Origin of the sequence: Actinomadura sp. 9N215, assembly GCF_044326345.1 — a bacterium.
Taxonomy (GTDB): Bacteria; Actinomycetota; Actinomycetes; order Streptosporangiales; family Streptosporangiaceae; genus Spirillospora.
In genome coordinates this window covers 90,844-108,310 of sequence record NZ_JBIRBA010000008.1, presented here as the reverse complement: position 1 = coordinate 108,310, position 17,467 = coordinate 90,844, and the positions used below count along the sequence as shown (strand labels likewise).

The 17,467-nt window shown below is 72.3% G+C and carries 12 protein-coding genes; 2 read left to right on the top strand and 10 right to left on the bottom strand.

The annotated features are described in order from the left end of the window. Positions 1 to 8: 8 nt before the first annotated feature. The 7 genes from ACH34T_RS15720 to ppdK form a co-directional block, all read right to left on the bottom strand. Positions 9 to 983 (bottom strand): sigma-70 family RNA polymerase sigma factor, encoded by a 975-nt coding sequence (locus ACH34T_RS15720; RefSeq protein ID WP_395992842.1) that lies wholly within the window; start codon positions 981 to 983, stop codon positions 9 to 11. Beyond that, positions 956 to 1,423 (bottom strand): GtrA family protein, encoded by a 468-nt coding sequence (locus ACH34T_RS15715; protein WP_395993036.1) that lies wholly within the window; start codon positions 1,421 to 1,423, stop codon positions 956 to 958. Before ACH34T_RS15715 ends, ACH34T_RS15720 begins: the two co-directional genes overlap by 28 nt. 80 nt (positions 1,424 to 1,503) lie before the next feature. Next, a complete protein-coding gene (locus tag ACH34T_RS15710; RefSeq protein WP_395992841.1) occupies positions 1,504 to 2,832 on the bottom strand; it encodes an MFS transporter in 1,329 nt (442 codons plus the stop codon). Positions 2,833 to 2,858: 26 nt separating this feature from the next. Further along, entirely contained in the window at positions 2,859 to 4,085 is a 1,227-nt protein-coding gene (locus ACH34T_RS15705; RefSeq protein ID WP_395992840.1) for an NAD(P)/FAD-dependent oxidoreductase, read from the bottom strand. Between the two features lie 119 nt (positions 4,086 to 4,204). Beyond that, positions 4,205 to 5,491 (bottom strand): deoxyguanosinetriphosphate triphosphohydrolase, encoded by a 1,287-nt coding sequence (locus tag ACH34T_RS15700; RefSeq protein ID WP_395992839.1) that lies wholly within the window; start codon positions 5,489 to 5,491, stop codon positions 4,205 to 4,207. A gap of 70 nt (positions 5,492 to 5,561) precedes the next feature. Continuing rightward, positions 5,562 to 6,386 (bottom strand): YdcF family protein, encoded by an 825-nt coding sequence (locus ACH34T_RS15695; RefSeq protein ID WP_395992838.1) that lies wholly within the window; start codon positions 6,384 to 6,386, stop codon positions 5,562 to 5,564. A gap of 95 nt (positions 6,387 to 6,481) precedes the next feature. After that, a complete protein-coding gene (gene ppdK / locus ACH34T_RS15690) occupies positions 6,482 to 9,187 on the bottom strand; it encodes a pyruvate, phosphate dikinase (RefSeq protein WP_395992837.1) in 2,706 nt (901 codons plus the stop codon). Between the two features lie 312 nt (positions 9,188 to 9,499). On the opposite strand from ppdK, the gene ACH34T_RS15685 reads away from it, so the two are divergent. Both ACH34T_RS15685 and ACH34T_RS15680 read left to right on the top strand, forming a co-directional pair. Next, positions 9,500 to 11,386 (top strand): glycoside hydrolase family 15 protein, encoded by a 1,887-nt coding sequence (locus ACH34T_RS15685; RefSeq protein WP_395992836.1) that lies wholly within the window; start codon positions 9,500 to 9,502, stop codon positions 11,384 to 11,386. 391 nt (positions 11,387 to 11,777) lie between these two features. After that, a complete protein-coding gene (locus ACH34T_RS15680; RefSeq protein ID WP_395992835.1) occupies positions 11,778 to 12,812 on the top strand; it encodes a septum formation family protein in 1,035 nt (344 codons plus the stop codon). 139 nt (positions 12,813 to 12,951) lie between these two features. Here the strand turns inward: ACH34T_RS15680 and secD are convergent, their stop codons facing one another. The 3 genes from secD to ACH34T_RS15665 form a co-directional block, all read right to left on the bottom strand. Beyond that, complete coding sequence (gene secD, locus ACH34T_RS15675; RefSeq protein ID WP_395992834.1) at positions 12,952 to 15,222, bottom strand: protein translocase subunit SecD; 2,271 nt, start codon at positions 15,220 to 15,222, stop codon at positions 12,952 to 12,954. 59 nt (positions 15,223 to 15,281) lie between these two features. Then, positions 15,282 to 15,779, bottom strand: a complete 498-nt coding sequence (locus ACH34T_RS15670) for a hypothetical protein (protein WP_395992833.1) — start codon at positions 15,777 to 15,779, stop codon at positions 15,282 to 15,284. Between the two features lie 167 nt (positions 15,780 to 15,946). After that, on the bottom strand, positions 15,947 to 17,335 hold the full coding sequence (locus ACH34T_RS15665) for a glycine--tRNA ligase (protein WP_395992832.1): 1,389 nt from the start codon (positions 17,333 to 17,335) through the stop codon (positions 15,947 to 15,949). Positions 17,336 to 17,467 lie beyond the last annotated feature (132 nt).

Genomic DNA, 17,467 nt, shown 5'->3' with positions numbered 1-17,467 from the left:
GCTCCAGGTCAACGCCCGGCCTCCGCCGGACGGGGCAGGGCCGGCAGCTTGTCGGGGTTGAGGACGCGGCGGTACGCGGTGATCCGGCCGTCCGCCACCTCCGCCGTGTCGACGGCGGCCAGCCGGCCGTCCCGGTACACCAGGAAGCCGGGCCGCCCGTTGACCTGCGCGGGGACGATCCGCATCGCGTTCCGGGCGCTGACCCTGAGCAGGGCGGTGACGACCCGTCCGGCACCGGCGATGATCTTGCGGGCGGCGAAGACGCGGCCGCCGCCGTCGGTGGTGAAGGCCGCGTCCGGGTCCAGCAGCTCCAGGAGCGCGGCCTCGTCGCGGCGCTCGTAGGCGGCCCGGAACGCCGCCAGGACCCGGTCCCGCTCCGGCGGCGGGGCGGGACGGGACGGCAGCGCGGCGGCGATCTTGCGGCGGGCGCGGGAGGCGAGCTGCCGGCACGCGGCGGGCGTTCTCCCCAGGACGTCCGCGATCTGCCCGTACGGCACGTCGAACGCCTGGTGCAGCACGAAGGCGACCCGCTCGGGCGGCGACAGCTCCTCCATGACCAGCAGCATCGCGGTGCCGGCCGTCTCGTCCAGCAGGACGGGCTCGGCGGCGTCCGGGCCGGTCAGCAGCGGTTCGGGCAGCCAGGGGCCGACGTAGTCGACGCGGCGCGCGCGGGCCGAGTTGAGCAGGTCGTAGGCGCGGCGCGCGGCGACGGTGAGCAGCCAGGCCCGCAGGTCGCGGACGTCGTCGAGGGTGTCGCCGTCCGGCCGCGCCGCGCCGCCGGAGGTGTCGCCGCCGTCCGGGCGGGCCGTGCCGTCGAGGGGGACGTCGCGGGCGTGGGCGCGCAGCCACACGTCCTGGACGACGTCCTCGGCGTCGGCGACGCTGCCGGTGATGCGGTACGCGGCGCCGAACACGGCGGGACGGTGCGCGGGCCATTCGTCGTCGAGCCGGCCCATCACGCCGCCGTCGGGGTGAACACCCACTTCTTGTACGACCAGTAACGGAACGCGGCGCCGAACGCGACCCCGGCCAGCAGCCCCATGTTGTAGGCGACGCCGCCGTGCAGCCCGAGCGTGTAGTAGGTGAACCCGGTGCACACCACCTGGATCAGCAGCCCGACGCCGTTCAGCGCGAAGAAGATCGCGACCTCGCGGCCGGAGCCGTCGCTGTCGCGGTGCCGGAACACCCAGAACCGGTTGAGCAGGTAGGACGCCAGCGTGGACACCACGGTCGGCACGACGACGCTCGTGACGGGGCTGCCGCCGAGCAGGGCGCGCATCAGGTTGGCGCCGAAGATCATGACCAGCGTGCCGAGGACGCCCGCGAAACCGAAGGTGAGGAGCTCGCTGACGAAGCCGCCGCGCTGGAAAGCGCGGTACGCCGGGGCGGACGCGACCGTTTTGACCGGTCTTGACCGCTGCATGGTGTTCACTCGCCCAGACCTTACCTGAGGAGGACATTTATCACGGTGGCAACCCACCCGAAAGATCAGCGTCCGGAGGTTCAGCACTCGGTCGCCGCCGCCGACCCGGCCGGCTCGTCCGCGGACGAGACCGCCGCCGTGGCGGTCGCCGGGGCCAGCAGGACGATCAGGCCGACCAGCCCGACGGGGACGGCCAGGGCCCACCTGAGCCCCACGCCCTGCGCGACGAACCCGATGACGGGCGGCCCGCCGAGCAGCCCCAGGTAGCCGACGCCGGTGACCCGGGAGATCCCGGCCGCGGCGGGCACGCCGGGGACGTTGCCCGCCGCGCTGAACGTGACCGGCGCGACGACCGCGACGCCGAGGCCGAACAGGGTGAACCCGCACACGGCCGCGACCGGATGCCCGGCGACCAGGCCGGACGCGAGCCCGAGCGCGGCGATCAGGGACCCGGCCCGCAGCACCGGGACGGGCCCGAACCGCGCGACCACCCGGTCCCCGGCGAGCCGCCCTGCGGTCATCGCGACCGCGCACCCGACGTACCCGAGCCCGGCGGCGCCCGGACCGGTGCCGAGGTCCTCGCGCAGGTAGATGGCGCTCCAGTCGGCCATGGCGCCCTCGCCGACGAACGAGCACAGCCCGATGACCCCGAGCATCACCAGCAGCCACCGGGACGACGTCCGGGCGCTCAGGGACGGGGCGGGCGGGCCCGAGGAGGAAGCGGCGCCCTCAGACGCGTTCCCATGCGGCTCGGGAAGGGCATTCCCGCGGGGCTCGGGAAGGGCGTTTCCGTGCGGCTCGGGAAGGGCGTCGGTGTGCGGCTCGGGGAGGGCGTCGGCGGAGCGGTCCAGGAGGTTCCGGCAGCCGACCGCCAGCAGCGCCGCCAGCACCGCCGCCGCGGCCGTCAGGTGGAGCGGGACGGGGACGTCCGCGTGCGCCGCGCCCGAGCCGACGAGCGCCGCCGCGAGCGTCCCGATGCTGTACGCGCCGTGCAGGCCCGACATCAGCGGACGCCCGTAGCCGCGCTCGACGGCGACGCCCTGGGCGTTCATGGCCACGTCCATCAGGCCGAGCGAGCCGCCCATCAGCAGCAGGGCGCAGATCAGCGCGCCGATGTTCCAGGCGAGGCCGAGCGGGACGAGGGACGCCGCGCAGACGATCCCGGCGGCGACGGTCGTCGCGCGGCTGCCCCAGCGGCCGACGATCCGTCCCGCGAACCGCACGGCGATCACGACGCCGACGGGCGCGCCCAGCAGGGCGACGCCCATCGAGCCCTCGCTCAGCCCGAGATGTTCCTTGATCTGCGGGATGCGGGCGACCCAGGCGGCGGTGAGCAGGCCGTGCGCGACGAACGCCAGCGTCACCGCGACCCGGGCGCGGCCCAGGGTCGCGATCTTGTCCGGAACCACCCGACCGACTGTACGTGCCCGGCGAGTCAGGCGAGTTCGGCGAGCGGGACGCCGGGGTCGGCTAGGCGGGCGGCGTCCACGGGGCGCCCGGAGCGGATCAGCGCCTGGACGTCCCCGGTGACGTCCCACACGTTGACGTTCATCCCCGCGACGACCCGGCCCCCGGACAGCCAGAACGCGACGAACTCGCGTCCGGGGACGTCCCCGCGGTACACGACCTCGTCGTACTCGCCCGGCGACGCGACGCCCGACATCTCCATGCCGAGGTCGTACTGGTCGCTGAAGAAGTACGGGACGCGGTCGTAGGAGACGTCCTGGCCGAGCATGGCGCGGGCGGCGGCCGGCCCGCCGTTCAGCGCGTTCGCCCAGTGCTCGACGCGGATCCGCCGGCCGAGCAGCGGGTTGTAGGCGTTGGCGACGTCCCCGGCCGCGTAGATGTCGGGATCGGACGTGCGCAGCGACGCGTCCACCAGGATCCCGTCGGACACGTCGAGGCCCGCCTCCTCGGCGAGCCGGGTGTTGGGCCGCACCCCGATGCCGACGATCACGACGTCGGCGGGCACCTCGGCGCCGCCCGAGGTGACGACGGCCGACACCTGCCCGGCGCCCCAGAACCCGGCGACGCCCTGGTCGAGCCGCAGGTCGACGCCGTTCTCGCGGTGCAGGTCGGCGAAGGCCGCGCCGAGCTCGGGGCCCAGGGAGGCGTGCAGCGGCGTCGGCTCGGGCTCGATGACCGTCACCTCGTTGCCGTGGGCGCGGGCGGCGGCGGCCGTCTCCAGCCCGATCCAGCCCGCCCCGGCGACGACGACGCGCCGTCCGCCGTGCGCGAGGGCCTGCTTCAACGCCGCCGAATCGGCCATCGTCCGCAGGTACTGGATGCCCTGCAGCTTCGATCCGGGCACCTCGAGCCGCCTCGGGGACGCGCCCGTCGCCAGCAGCAGCTTGTCGTAGCCGATCGGTTCCTTGGTGGACAGGCGCACCTGGTGGGCGCCCCGGTCGATGGCCGCGACGGACACGCCGAGCCGCAGCTCCACATCGTGCTTCTCGTACCAGTCGGCCTCATGGACATGGGCCTTCTCACGCGGCTCCTTGTCCAGCAGGAAGCCCTTGGACAGCGGCGGCCGCTCGTAGGGCCGCTCGATCTCGTCGCCGATCAGCAGCAGTCTGCCCGTGAAGCCCTCCTCCCGGAGCGTCTCCGCCGCCTTGGCACCGGCCAGGCTGGCGCCGGCGATCACGAACGTCTCCTCGGGCATGGCGACCTCCTGTAGTTGACCTGTAGCTATCCCTACAGCTGCCTCTGTAACGAGACAAGGGCCATCGTCGCGCGCGTCGGGGCGTGTTCGTCACACCGCCCCGGCCGCCATGCGGATGATCAGCGGGAACGGCCGTTCAGCAGGCGGTGCCTGGCGATCGCGGAAAGATCGGTCAGCGACGCGATCTGGTCGATGACCGCGCGGAGCCGGCCCGCGTCGCCGGCGGCGTCCTCGAACGCGGCGCGGAAGCCGGGTTCCAGGGTGCCGGGCGCGCCGGCGAGCATCAGCTCGGCCAGCTCGATGATCAGCGTCCGCTGGCGGGCCCTGATCTCCTCGTGGCTGATCCACACGTAGTGCGCCGTGATGCCCTTGAGCAGCGCGTTCTCCAGCCGCTGCGCCCGCGGGACGATCAGCTCCGCCGCGTACCTGGTCAGCGGACGGTCGCCGTAGGCGTCCCGGGTGGCGGTCTCGGCGGCCATGCAGAACCGTCCGATCAGGGTGCTGGTGAGGTTCTTCAGGGCGGCGAGGCTGCGCGGGGTGCCGTCGTAGCGGTCGGGCCAGTACGGCTCGGCGAGCAGCGCGTCGAAGCGCTCCTCCAGCTCGGCCAGGGCCGCGTCGGGGCAGTACAGCTTGGTCGCGGTGGCGGCGACGAGGCGGCGTTCGGCGGGGTCGGCGAGGCGGACGAAGTCGATGTGCCCGGCGACGAGCGCGTCCTCCAGGTCGTGGACGGAGTAGGCGACGTCGTCGCTCCAGTCCATGACCTGGGCCTCGAAGCACGTCCGGCCCGGCTCGACGCCTTCGCGGACCCAGCGGGCGACGTCGACGTCGTCCGCGTACACGCCGAACTTGCCGTTGACGGCCTCGGTCTGGGACCACGGGTACTTCATCGCGGCGTCCAGCGCGGCGCGCGTCAGGTTGAGGCCGACGCTGCGGCCGTGCAGGGGCGGGCCGTCCGGGGCGAACGACTTGGGCTCCAGCCGGGTCAGGACGCGCAGGCTCTGCGCGTTGCCCTCGAAGCCGCCGCAGCCGCGCGCGACGACGTCGAGGGCGGCCTCGCCGTTGTGCCCGAACGGCGGGTGCCCGATGTCGTGGGACAGGCACGCCGCCTCCACCAGGTCGGGGTCGCAGCCGAGGGACTTGCCCAGCTCGCGGCCGACCTGCGCGCATTCGAGCGAGTGGGTCAGCCGGGTGCGCAGGCTCTGCACGGTGTCGGCGGTGGCGTCCGCGCCGGGCGAGGCGACCTGCGTCTTCGCGGCCAGCCGCCGCAGGGCCGCGCTGTGCAGGACGCGGGCGCGGTCGCGTTCGAAGGCCGTCCGGTCGCGCCGCTTGGCGGGCTCTGGCGCCCAGCGTTCCCTGTCACGGCCGGTGTAGCCGCCGGGGTTCTCGTGCCTGGAGTTGCTCGTCATGGCCCTATCCAGGGTAAGGCCCCCATGCGGCTGTTCAGGGGGATTCGCCGTTCGGAGGGGGCTTCGCCGCTCAGCGGTTCGGCGGTGACTCGGACGGGTCGACGTGGACGCGCTTGATGGTCTCGTCCGGCGTGTGCACGCTCTTGCCCAGCAGGACGTACGACAGGTAGCCGCCGGTCTCCCGGACGATGTACTGCAACTGGGTGTCGCGCGTCTGGACGCTCGGCCCGCTGCGCGTCGGGGACGCGGCGGCATTGATGCCGTTGTCCTCGGCCATCTTCTTGGAGCGCAGCCCGTGCCACGGGTCGGTGACGATCACCCCGGACGACCAGTCGTGCCGGTCGAACTCCTTGCCGACGGCCTTCATGCTCTCCAGCGTGTCGCGTCCGACGGGCACCGCGAAGACCTTGGACGCGGGCACCCCGCCCTTCTGGATCAGCCAGGCGCGGCCGGTGCCGGCCTCGGTGTAGTTGTCGCCTGGCGCCTTGCCGCCGACGGTCACGATCGCGGGCGCGACGCCGTCGCGGTAGAGCTTGAGGGCGTGCTGGAGCCGCCATTTCAGCGTCGGGGACGGCCGGCCGTTGTACTGCGCCGCGCCGAGGACGATGATCGCGTCGGAGCGGGGCCGCTCGTCGTGGCGGGCCTGGTACCAGATCCGCGCGCCGACGGTGAGCGGGGTCAGCACGGCGATGGCGATCATCCCCGCGACGACGCTCGCCGGGATCGTGAACCAGGGCGAGCGCCTGCGCCGCCCGGCCCGCCTGGCGCGGCGGCGGTCCCGCCGGCCGCCGCGTCCGGAGCCGTCGGCGTCGCCGGGCCCGCCGCTGTCGGGCCCGGCGCCTTCCGGCCGGACGGTCTCGTGCTCGGTCTCCGGCAAGTCCACTTCCAACGTCATCGCATCGGACACGTTAGTTAGATGGTCCGGCGCGTGCGCCGGGTTCGCCGGTTCGGCATGCCAACCTTTGGCATTTCACCGCCGCGAGCAGGGGATCAGCGGCTGTCGCTCCCTCCGGCCGCACCGGCCCCACCCGCCTCGATCGCGGCGCGCCCGGCCTCCAGGCGGGCGACGGGGACGCGGAACGGCGAGCAGGACACGTAGTCCAGGCCGACCTCGTGGCAGAAGTGCACCGAGTCGGGGTCGCCGCCGTGCTCGCCGCAGATCCCGAGGTGCAGCCCGGGCCGGACGCGGCGGCCCTCCTCGACGGCGATGCGGACGAGCCGTCCGACGCCCTCCCGGTCGAGCGTCTCGAACGGCGACACCCCGAAGATCCCGAGTTCCAGGTAGCGGGAGAAGAACGCCGCCTCGACGTCGTCGCGGGAGAAGCCCCAGGTCGTCTGGGTGAGGTCGTTGGTGCCGAAGGAGAAGAACTCGGCGGCCTCGGCGATCTGCCCGGCGGTCAGCGCGGCCCTCGGCAGCTCGATCATGGTGCCGATCAGCGCGGGGACGTCGACGCCCGTGGCGGACTTGACCTCGGCCAGGATGGCGCGGGCCTCGTCGCGGACGGCCTCCAGCTCCTGGACGGCCCCGACCAGCGGGATCATGATCTCGGGACGCGGGTCGCCGCCGTCCAGCCGCCGGGCCGCGGCCGCCTCGGCGATCGCGCGGACCTGCATGCCGAAAAGTCCTGGAATCGCCAAACCGAGCCGCACGCCGCGCAGGCCCAGCATAGGGTTCTGCTCGTGCAGTCGGGTGACTGCTTCGAGCAGTCTCCGGTCCTTGGCGTCGGCGTCTTCGCCTGCGAGCGCGACCCTGACCGACAGCTCGGTGATGTCGGGGAGGAACTCGTGCAGCGGCGGGTCGATGAGCCGGATGGTGACCGGCAGCCCGTCCATGGCCGCGAAGATCCCCTCGAAGTCCTGCCTCTGGAGGGGCTCCAAGGCGTCCAGGGCGGCCTTCCGGCCGGTGGCGTCCTCGGCGAGGATGAGCTGCTCGACGAGCTGCCGCCGGTCGCCGAGGAACATGTGCTCGGTGCGGCACAGCCCGATCCCGGCGGCGCCGAACCGGCGGGCGCGGGCGGAGTCCTCGGGGGTGTCGGAGTTCGCGCGGACCTTCAGCGCCGCCCGCGCGTCGGCGTGCTCCATCACGCGGTGGACGGCCTTGACGAGGTCGTCGCCGTCCTCGACCGGCAGGTCGCCCTCGAAGTACCGGACGACGGGCGAGTCCTCGACGGGCACCTCGCCCAGGTAGACGTCTCCGGACGTCCCGTCGATGGAGATGACGTCGCCCTCGCCGACGGTCACGCCGCCGGGCGCGGTGAACTGCGCGCCCTTGACGTCGACGTCCAGCTCCTCGGCGCCGCACACGCACGTCTTGCCCATGCCGCGGGCGACGACGGCGGCGTGCGACGTCTTGCCGCCGCGGGACGTCAGCACGCCCTTCGCGGCGACCATTCCGGCGAGGTCGTCGGGGTTGGTCTCGCGGCGGACGAGGATCACGTCCTCGCCGCGTCCGGCGAGCTCCACGGCCCGCTCGGTGGTGAACACGGCCTTGCCGACGGCCGCGCCCGGCGAGGCGTTCATCCCCTTCGTCAGCTTGCGCACGTTGTCGAGCTTGGCGGCGAAGCGGGGGAACATCAGCTGGGCGAGCTGGTCGCCGGTGACGCGGCGGGCGGTCTCGTCCCTGTCGATGAGGCCCTGGTCGAGGAGCTGGCAGGCGATGCGGAACGCCGCGGCTGCGGTCCGCTTGCCGACCCGGGTCTGCAGCATCCACAGCTTCCCGCGCTCGATCGTGAACTCGATGTCGCACATGTCGCGGTAGTGGTTCTCCAGCGTCTCCATGATTTCGAGGAGCCGGTCGTAGGACGCCTTGTCGATGCGCTCCAGCTCCTTCAGCGGGACGGTGTTACGGATGCCGGCGACGACGTCCTCGCCCTGCGCGTTCTGCAGGTAGTCGCCGTAGATGCCCTGCTGCCCGGACGCGGGGTCGCGGGTGAACGCGACGCCGGTCCCGGAGTCCAGGCCCATGTTGCCGAAGACCATCGCGCAGATGTTGACGGCGGTGCCGAGGTCGACGGGGATGCGCTCCTGGCGCCGGTACAGGACGGCGCGCGGCGCGTTCCAGGAGTCGAACACCGCCTCGACGGCGAGGTCCATCTGCTCGCGCGGGTCGGCGGGGAACTCCCGGCCCGCCTTGTCCCGGACGATGCCCTTGAACCGGTCGACGAGGGCCTTGAAGTCGTCGGCGGTGAGGTCGGCGTCGTCGTCGCTGCCGCGGGCGCGCTTGACGTCCTCGACGGCGTCCTCGAACAGGTCGCCGTCGATGTCCAGGACGGTCTTGCCGAACATCTGGATCAGCCGGCGGTAGGAATCCCACGCGAACCTGTCGTCGCCCGCCTGCGCCGCGAGCCCGAGCACGGACTCGTCGTTCAGCCCGACATTCAGGACGGTCTCCATCATCCCCGGCATGCTGAACTTGGCGCCGGAACGTACGCTGACCAGGAGCGGGTCGTCGCTCTGGCCGAGCCGCTTGCCCATCGCGGACTCCAGCGCGGCGAGGTGGCGGTCCACCTCGTCCGCGAGCCCCGCGGGCGGGTTCCCGTGCTCCAGGTAGTGACGGCAGGCCTCCGCGGTGATCGTGAATCCGGGAGGGACGGGCAGTCCGAGGTTGGTCATCTCGGCCAGGTTGGCGCCCTTGCCGCCCAGCAGATCCTTGAGGTCCTTGTTGCCCTCAGTGAAGTCGTACACGAACTTCGGCACGGGGAGCTCCTTCTCGCTCCGGTTCCACCCAGGGGCAGTGCCGGTCCCGCCGCGGCGGGGGCGCGCGGCGTCGCGGTCCCCTGGGCGGCGGGTCCGCTGCCCTGTTTGCCGGGACTGTACCCGCGAAGTCCGGCCTCCTTCGGCACCCGCCGTCCGGGAGGCCGTTTGCCCAGGTCAGACCCCGGATAGTGGTCTATTCCAATTCGGACCAACGGGCATGATCAGGACGGAACACCGCCGGGGACGGACGTCCCGTACCCGCGCACGGAAGGCGCCACGGAAGAGGGAATGATGGATCAGGGAGGTGAGGTTGTGAGGCCGAAGGTCGCCGGCGGCCGGGCGGGAGACCCGTTCGCCCCCATCGCCGACTACGGGTTCCTGTCGGACTGCGAGACGACCGCGCTCGTCGCGCCGAGCGGCAACATCGAGTGGATGTGCCTGCCGAGGATGGACTCCCCCAGCGTGTTCGGGTCGATCCTGGACCGCGACGCCGGGTACTTCCGCGTCGGCCCGGCGGGCGTGGAGGTGCCCGCTGCGCAGCGGTACATCCCCGGCACCATGGTGATGGAGACCACCTGGTGGGTGCACGGCGGCTGGCTCGTGGTGACGGACGCGCTGCTCATGGGCCCGTGGCACCACGAGACGGAACGGTCCCACACGCACCGCCGCGCCCCCACCGACTACGACGCCGACCACGTCCTGCTGCGGATGGTGCGGTGCGTGAACGGCCAGGTCCAGGTGCGGCTCGACTGCATGCCGGTGTTCGACTACGGTCAGACGCCCGCCCGCTGGGAGCACACCGGCGCCGGGTACCACGAGGCCCTCGCGCGCGGGAACGGCATCGGGCTGCGGCTCACCACCGACATGAACGTCGGGTTCGAGGGGTCGCTCGCCACGTCGCGGACGCTGCTGAAGCAGGGCGAGTCGCGGTTCGTGGCGCTGTCGTGGAGCGAGCACGCGGCGCCGTCGTCGTGGGACGAGGCGCAGGAGCGGCTGATCTGGACCGTCCACCACTGGCAGCACTGGCTGGACCGCGGCCGCTTCCCCGACCATCCCTGGCGCAGCCACCTGCAGCGCAGCGCGCTCACGCTGAAGGGCCTGACGTTCGGGCCGTCCGGCGCGGTGGCGGCCGCGGCGACGACGTCGCTGCCCGAGGCGCCGGGCGGCGACCGGAACTGGGACTACCGCTACACCTGGATCCGCGACTCCACGATGGCGCTCTGGGCGTTCTACACCCTCGGCTACGACTGGGAGGCCAACGACTTCTTCTACTTCATCACCGACGTCGCCGAGGCCGCCGAGGGCAAGCTGCAGATCATGTACGGGCTCGACGGCCGGGAGGAACTGCCCGAGTCGACGCTCGACCACCTGTCCGGGTACGACGACGCGCGTCCCGTCCGGATCGGCAACGAGGCGTACATGCAGGCGCAGCACGACGTGTGGGGCGCGATCATCGGCTCCATCTACCTGTTCGTGCGCAAGCGCGACCGGCTGGACGACCGGCTCTGGAAGATCATCATCAAGCAGGTGGAGGACGCGCTCGCCAACTGGCGCGTCCCCGACTGCGGCATGTGGGAGGTGCGCGGCGAACCGCAGCACTTCACCTCGTCGAAGGTGTTCTGCTGGGTGGCGGCCGAGCGCGGCGCCCGCCTCGCCCGCATCCGCGGTGACAAGGACCGGGCCGCGCGCTGGCAGGCCGCCGCCGACGAGATCCACGCGGACGTCCTCGCCAACGCGCTGGACGAGCGCGGCGTGTTCACCGCCCACTACGGCGCGACGACCCTGGACGCGTCGGCGCTGCTGATCCCGCTGCTGGGCTTCCTGCCGGCCGACGACAAGCGCGTCAGGGAGACCGTCCTCGCCATCGCGGACGAGCTGTCGGAGGACGACCTCGTCCTGCGCTACCGTCCGGCGGAGACCGACGACGGTTTCGAGTCGGACGAGGGCACCTTCACGATCTGCTCGTTCTGGCTGGTCAGCACGCTGGTGATGATCGGCGAGCTGGACCGGGCGCGAGCGCTGTGCGAGAAGCTGCTGTCGTACGCGAGCCCGCTGCAGCTGTACGCGGAGGAGATCGACCCGCACACCGGACGCCACCTGGGCAACTTCCCGCAGGCGTTCACGCACCTCGCGCTGATCAACGCGGTCATGCAGGTCATCCGGGCCGAGAGCAGCGAACCCCAGTCGCCCCTGGCGTGACCCGGACGGCTTTGACAGCGGAGCCTGACACCACCTAGCAGCACGGCACGACGACACTCCGTGGCCGGGGCTTGCGTCGCCGCCCCGGCCTTTAATCAAGACTTGACAACGGTTGCCGGAATTGCGCCTTTTGTCGGTGACCCCGGCTACGGTTCCGGCCGTGACCACACCACCTCCCACTGGCAACGACCCGGACGCCCCCGGCTCACCCGGATCGGACGCGCGATCCCAACCCGGATCCCAGGCCGGCACACCGCCGGGCTCTCCCCCACCCCAGCGATCACCCGTCGGCCCCGAACCGCCCCCCGGGACGGGACCTCCGGACGACCCCTCGGCCGCACCCGCCTGGACCTCGCCGGGCGCATCTGCGCCGGTCGCCGCCGCCCCGGCGGTGTGGCCCCCGCCCCCGCAGGGGCCTGGCCAGGGCGCTCCCTTCTACCCGGCCGGGGCGCCGCAGGCGACGATCGTCCCCCGGACGAACCGGCTGGCGATCGTCGCCCTCGTCACCGGGCTCTGCGGCCTGGTCGTGCTCGCGGTCGGCTTCGCCGTCGCGGCGCTCGTCCAGGCCGGACGGCGCGGCGAGCGGGGCAAGGGCCTGGCCGTCGGCGCCTTGGTCGCGTCCGCCGGCTGGATCGTCGCGGTGGTGATCACCGCCGCCGTGCTGGCGGGCGCCCTGGTCAGCGCCGACCGCGACGCGTCGGGGCAGGTCACCGGCAAGGACAAGGTGCTGCCCGCGGCGCTGCGGGTCGGCGACTGCTTCACCGGACTCAAGGTCGACTCCATCAGGACCCCGGTGACGGCGCTGCCGTGCACGGAACCGCACGACGGCGAGGTCGTCGGCCGGTCGCGGCTGCGGGACGGCGCGTACCCGGGCGGCAGGAAGATCCACGAACAGGCGACCAGCGCCTGCATCCTGACGACGGTCCGTCTGCTGAAGAGCAGGCACGGCCAGTACCTGGAGCCCTATCTCATCACGCCGACGAAGCTGAGCTGGGGTTCCGGGGACCGCAAAGTGCTCTGCCTGCTGCGCTACACCGGCCCCGACACCATCTCGGCGCCGCTCGCCCGGACCCTGGATCCCACCCTGAAGTACTGGACCGAACTGGCATTCGGCGACTGCTTCGGGAAATGGGACTCCGCCGCTCCGGCACAGCGCATCGTCTCCTGCGACAGGTCGCACTGGAGCCAGGTGTACGCGGTCTCCAAGCTGAAGTCCGGCCCGTATCCGGGAGAGAAGGCGCTGGGGCGGAAGGCGGACGCGGGCTGCCAGAAGAAGGCGCGGAAGGCCTTCGGCCAGAGCTCAATCCCCAACCTGTACTCGTCGCTCTACCCGAACAGGTTGGAGTGGGACGGCGGGATCCGCACGATCGTCTGCGTCGGTGTGAGCGAGGGCCGTCCGCTGAAGAAGTCGATGCTCCCGCGCTGAGCGGCTGCCGCCGAGCGGACCCGCCGCCGAGCGGACGGCCGCGCTGAGCGGATCCGCCACCGAGCGGGCCGCCGCGCTGAGCGGACGGCCGCGCGGGCGGCGGGCCCCGGCTGAGTCGAGCCGGGGCCCGCCGGCCGTGTCAGACGACCGCGCCCGAGTCGTGCGTGGTGCGGCGTGGCGGGCGGGCCCTGCTCTTGCGCCGCGGCGGCGGCGCCTTCGCGAACCGCTCCAGGACGACCGCCATCGGCGTCGCGGTGAACACGCTGGAGTACGTCCCGACGACGATGCCGATCAGGAGCGCGATGGCGAAGTCGGTCAGCGAGTCGCCGCCGAGGAACGCCAGGGCGCCCAGGATGAACAGCGCGCCCATCCCGGTGTTGATCGTCCGCGGGACGGTCTGCAGCACGCCCCGGTTCGCGATCGCGGCGAACCGTCCCTTCGGGTTCTCGCCCCACATCTCCCGGACCCGGTCGAACACCACGACGGAGTCGTTGACCGAGTACCCGATGATGGTGAGCAGCGCCGCGAGGAACACCCCGTCGATCGGTTTGCCGAGCCAGGCGAAGACGCCGGTGACGATCGTGATGTCGTGGAACATGGCGATGACCGAGCCGGCGGCGAACGTCCAGCGGAACCTGATCGTCAGGTAGGCGAGCTGCACGAGCAGCGCGACGCCGAGGGCGATGAGCGCCTTGGTGCGCAGTTCGTCGCCCAGGCTGGGGCCGATCAGCTCGTCGCGCTGCTTCGTGGCCCCGCCGCCCTTCTCCGCGAGGGCGTCATGGACGCGTTTCTCCTGCTCGTTGGTGAGGTCGACCGTCCGGACGGAGATGTCGTCCTTCCCGGACGTCTGGACGACGGCGCGCGGGAACCCGGCGTCGGCGACGGCGGAGCGGGCCACGTCGATGTCCACCGGACGGGTCGTGGAGTACTCGACGAGCCGTCCGCCGGTGAACTCCACGCCGAAGTTGAGGCCGCGGGTGAAGATCCCGGTCGCGGCGATGACGACGGCGAGCGCGGAGATCCCGAGCCAGAGGCGGCTGCGTCTCATCAGGTCGGGGCCGCTCTCCTCCAGCCACCGCCGGATCCGCCCGGCGCCGCTGAGACCGCCCGCCCCGCCCTTGCTGAGCTTGGGGAGCCGCGCGGCGGCAGCGTCGGTGAGGACGCGGCTCAGCAGCATCGCGGAGACGAGGGAGGCGAGGACGCCGATGGTCAGCGTGACGCCGAACCCCCGCACCGGACCGGACGCGAGGAAGAACAGCAGCGCGCCCGCGAGCAGCGTGGTGACGGCGGAGTCCGCGATCGCCGACCACGCCTTGTCGAACCCGACGGCCAGCGCCGTCCGCGCGCTGCGCCCGGGCGCGGCGGCCAGCTCCTCTCTGGCGCGTTCGAAGGCCAGCACATTCGCGTCGATGGCCATGCCGATGGCGAGGACGAAACCGGCGAGTCCGGGCAGGGTCAGCGTCGCGCCGACGGCGACGAGCGCGGCGTAGGAGATCAGCGCGTAGCCGGTCAGCGCGACGGTGGCGAGGAGGCCGACGAGGCGGTAGACGGCCACGATGAACAGCCCGGTCAGGATGATCCCGATGACGGCGGCGCGGGCGCTGGCGTCGATCGCCTCGTCGCCGAGCGTCGGCCCGACCACCCGCTGCTCGATGATCTTCACGGGGACGGGCAGCGAGCCGCCCTCGATCAGCGCGGCGAGGTCCTTGGCCTCCCCGGCGCTGAAGTCCCCGGTGATCTGCGTCGACCCGCCGGTGATGCCGACCCCGCAGGACACGCCCTCGGTGACGCCCGGGGAGGAGATCACCTTGCCGTCCAGGACGATCGCGATCCGCCGCTCGTCACCGGCCGCGCAGGCGGCCTTGGCGGTCAACTTCTCCCACGTCTTGCCGCCGCCGCCCTTGAAGTCGACGTTGACGGACCAGCCGCCGACGTTCTGCGGGTCGTAGGACGCGCTCGCCGAGCCGATCCCCGCGCCGGTGAGCGCGGCGGGGCCGATCAGGATCTGCTGGCCGCTCTCGTCCGGGATCAGCTGCTGCCCCTGTCCGGCCTTGCCGGTGTCGGGCAGTACCGGATGGGCGGTGAGCTGCGCGGTCTTGCCGAGCGTGTCCGTCGCCCTGGACGGGTCCTGGACGTCGGGCAGCTCGACGATCAGCCGCCGCTCCCCGGACCGGGTGATCGACGACTCCGCGACGCCGAGCGCGTCGATGCGGCGGCGCAGCACCTCCCGGGCGCGGTCGGTGGACTCCCGGTCGGCGTCCACCGTCGGCGAGTCCTGCGTTTCGAGGACGATCTGGGTGCCGCCGCGCAGGTCGAGGCCGAGGCGGGCGGGTTTGGACCAGGCGAAGTAGAACGATGTGACGAGGACGGCGAACGCCAGCACCGCCCGCACCACGTTGGCGCGAGTCAAAGGGAACCTCCACACGGGCTTCGGCGCCGGGCTGCTGCACGGCGCCGCGGACGACTAGCTCAGATCCGTGGGGAGGTGGGAGGGGCGCGCCCGCGTGGGACGCCCCTGGTCGCGACGTCCGCCGCAACGCGTCCGGGCACGGCCCGGACAACGCGCCACGAAGGCGGCCGCAAGTCAATGCCAGACGCGGGCAACACCGCGACCGACGAATGCACGAACGACGGATGCGCGACAAAGTGCGGCAGCCCCGCACGCGAGGGCTCGGCCGCGGGCGCCGGGTGTGCGTCGGGCACCGCCCCAGCGACGACGAAGGCGCGCGTGAGCGGCCCCCCGTGCGCCGCCTGCGTACGGGGGGCCGGACGCTGCTTGACGGAGCCCCGGGTCCGGCCCGGTGCGTGATGCACCGCCGCACCGGTCCGTGCGCCGGTGATCGTCCCGGTGGGGGACGTCCCGCCGTGCGTCCCGGCCCCGGCGGGCCCGACCACGATCCCGAGCAGCCCCAGCGCGACGACCAGCAGCCGCGCGACGGGACGAGCAGGACGGTACAGATCGCGCATCCTGCCCCTCCCCTCGGACTCGTCAGCCGGTCGCCAGGCTCCAAGCCCGCGTGCCGCCACCCACGATGCCGGGACAGCGACGGGCGGTCCAGCCAACCTAACCCAGGTTCACGCCGCCGGAGGCGCCGTTCGCACGGCGTTGACGAAACGCGGAAGGTGCGCCCAGGTCAGCAGCCGAGGAGTTGCGCGGCGAGGAAGGCTTCGACCTGGCCGATCGCGATGCGCTCCTGGCTCATCGAGTCGCGCTCCCGGACGGTGACCGCGTCGTCCTCGAGGGTGTCGAAGTCGACGGTGACGCAGAACGGCGTGCCGATCTCGTCCTGCCGGCGGTAGCGGCGGCCGATGGCCCCGGCGTCGTCGAACTCGACGTTCCAGTTCCGGCGGAGCCGCGCGGCGAGGTCGCGGGCCTTCGGGGACAGGTCGGCGTTGCGCGACAGCGGCAGCACCGCCGCCTTGACCGGGGCGAGCCGCCGGTCGAGCCGCATGACGGTGCGCTTCTCCAGCTTGCCCTTGGCGTTGGGCGCCTCGTCCTCGGCGTAGGCGTCCATCATGAACGTGAGCGTGCACCGGTCGACGCCCGCCGCCGGCTCGATCACGTACGGGACGAACCGCTCCCCCGACTCCTGGTCGAAGAACGACAGGTCGGCGCCGGACGCCTTGGAGTGCGTCGACAGGTCGTAGTCGGTGCGGTTGGCGACGCCTTCGAGCTCGCCCCACTCGCCGCCGATGAAGTCGAAGCGGTACTCGACGTCCACGGTCCGCTTGGAGTAGTGGGACAGCTTCTCCGCCGGGTGCTCGTACAGCCGCAGGTTCTCCTTGCGGATGCCGAGGTCGACGTACCACTGCATGCGCTCGTCGATCCAGTACTGGTGCCATTCCTCGTCGCTGCCGGGCTTGACGAAGAACTCCATCTCCATCTGCTCGAACTCGCGGGTCCGGAAGATGAAGTTGCCGGGCGTGATCTCGTTGCGGAACGACTTGCCGATCTGCCCGATCCCGAACGGGATCTTGCGGCGCGAGGACTGCTGGACGTTCAGGTAGTTGATGAAGATGCCCTGCGCGGTCTCCGGACGCAGGTAGGCGAGGCCCGACTCGTCCTCGACGGGCCCGAGATAGGTCTTGAGGAGGCCGTTGAACATCCGCGGCTCGGTGAAGGACCCCTTGACGCCGCAGTTCGGGCAGCCGATGTCGGCGAGGCCGTTCGCGGGCGGGCGGCCGTGCTTCTCCTCGTAGCCCTCTTCGAGGTGGTCGGCGCGGAAGCGCTTGTGGCAGGACTGGCACTCGGTGAGCGGGTCGACGAACGCCTGGACGTGGCCGCTGGCCTCCCAGACCTCGCGCGCGAGGATGACGCACGAGTCGAGGCCGACGATGTCGTCGCGGCCCTGCACCATGGACTTCCACCACTGGCGCTTGACGTTGTTCTTGAGCTCGACGCCGAGCGGCCCGTAGTCCCAGGACGCGCGGAGCCCGCCGTAGATCTCGCTCGACGGGTAGACCAGGCCCCGCCGCTTGGCGAGGTTGACGATCGTTTCCAGCACATCGGAACGGCGTGCCATGAATATTCTCCATCCGGCTGGCGGTCGGCGGGACAGTGAGTGCGCCCGGTCCCGCCGTGGAGACGGCGGGTGGCGGCAGTTGCGATCCCCGGTGATGGCGCTCTGGCGGCCGGCCGACAACAACGATGCGGT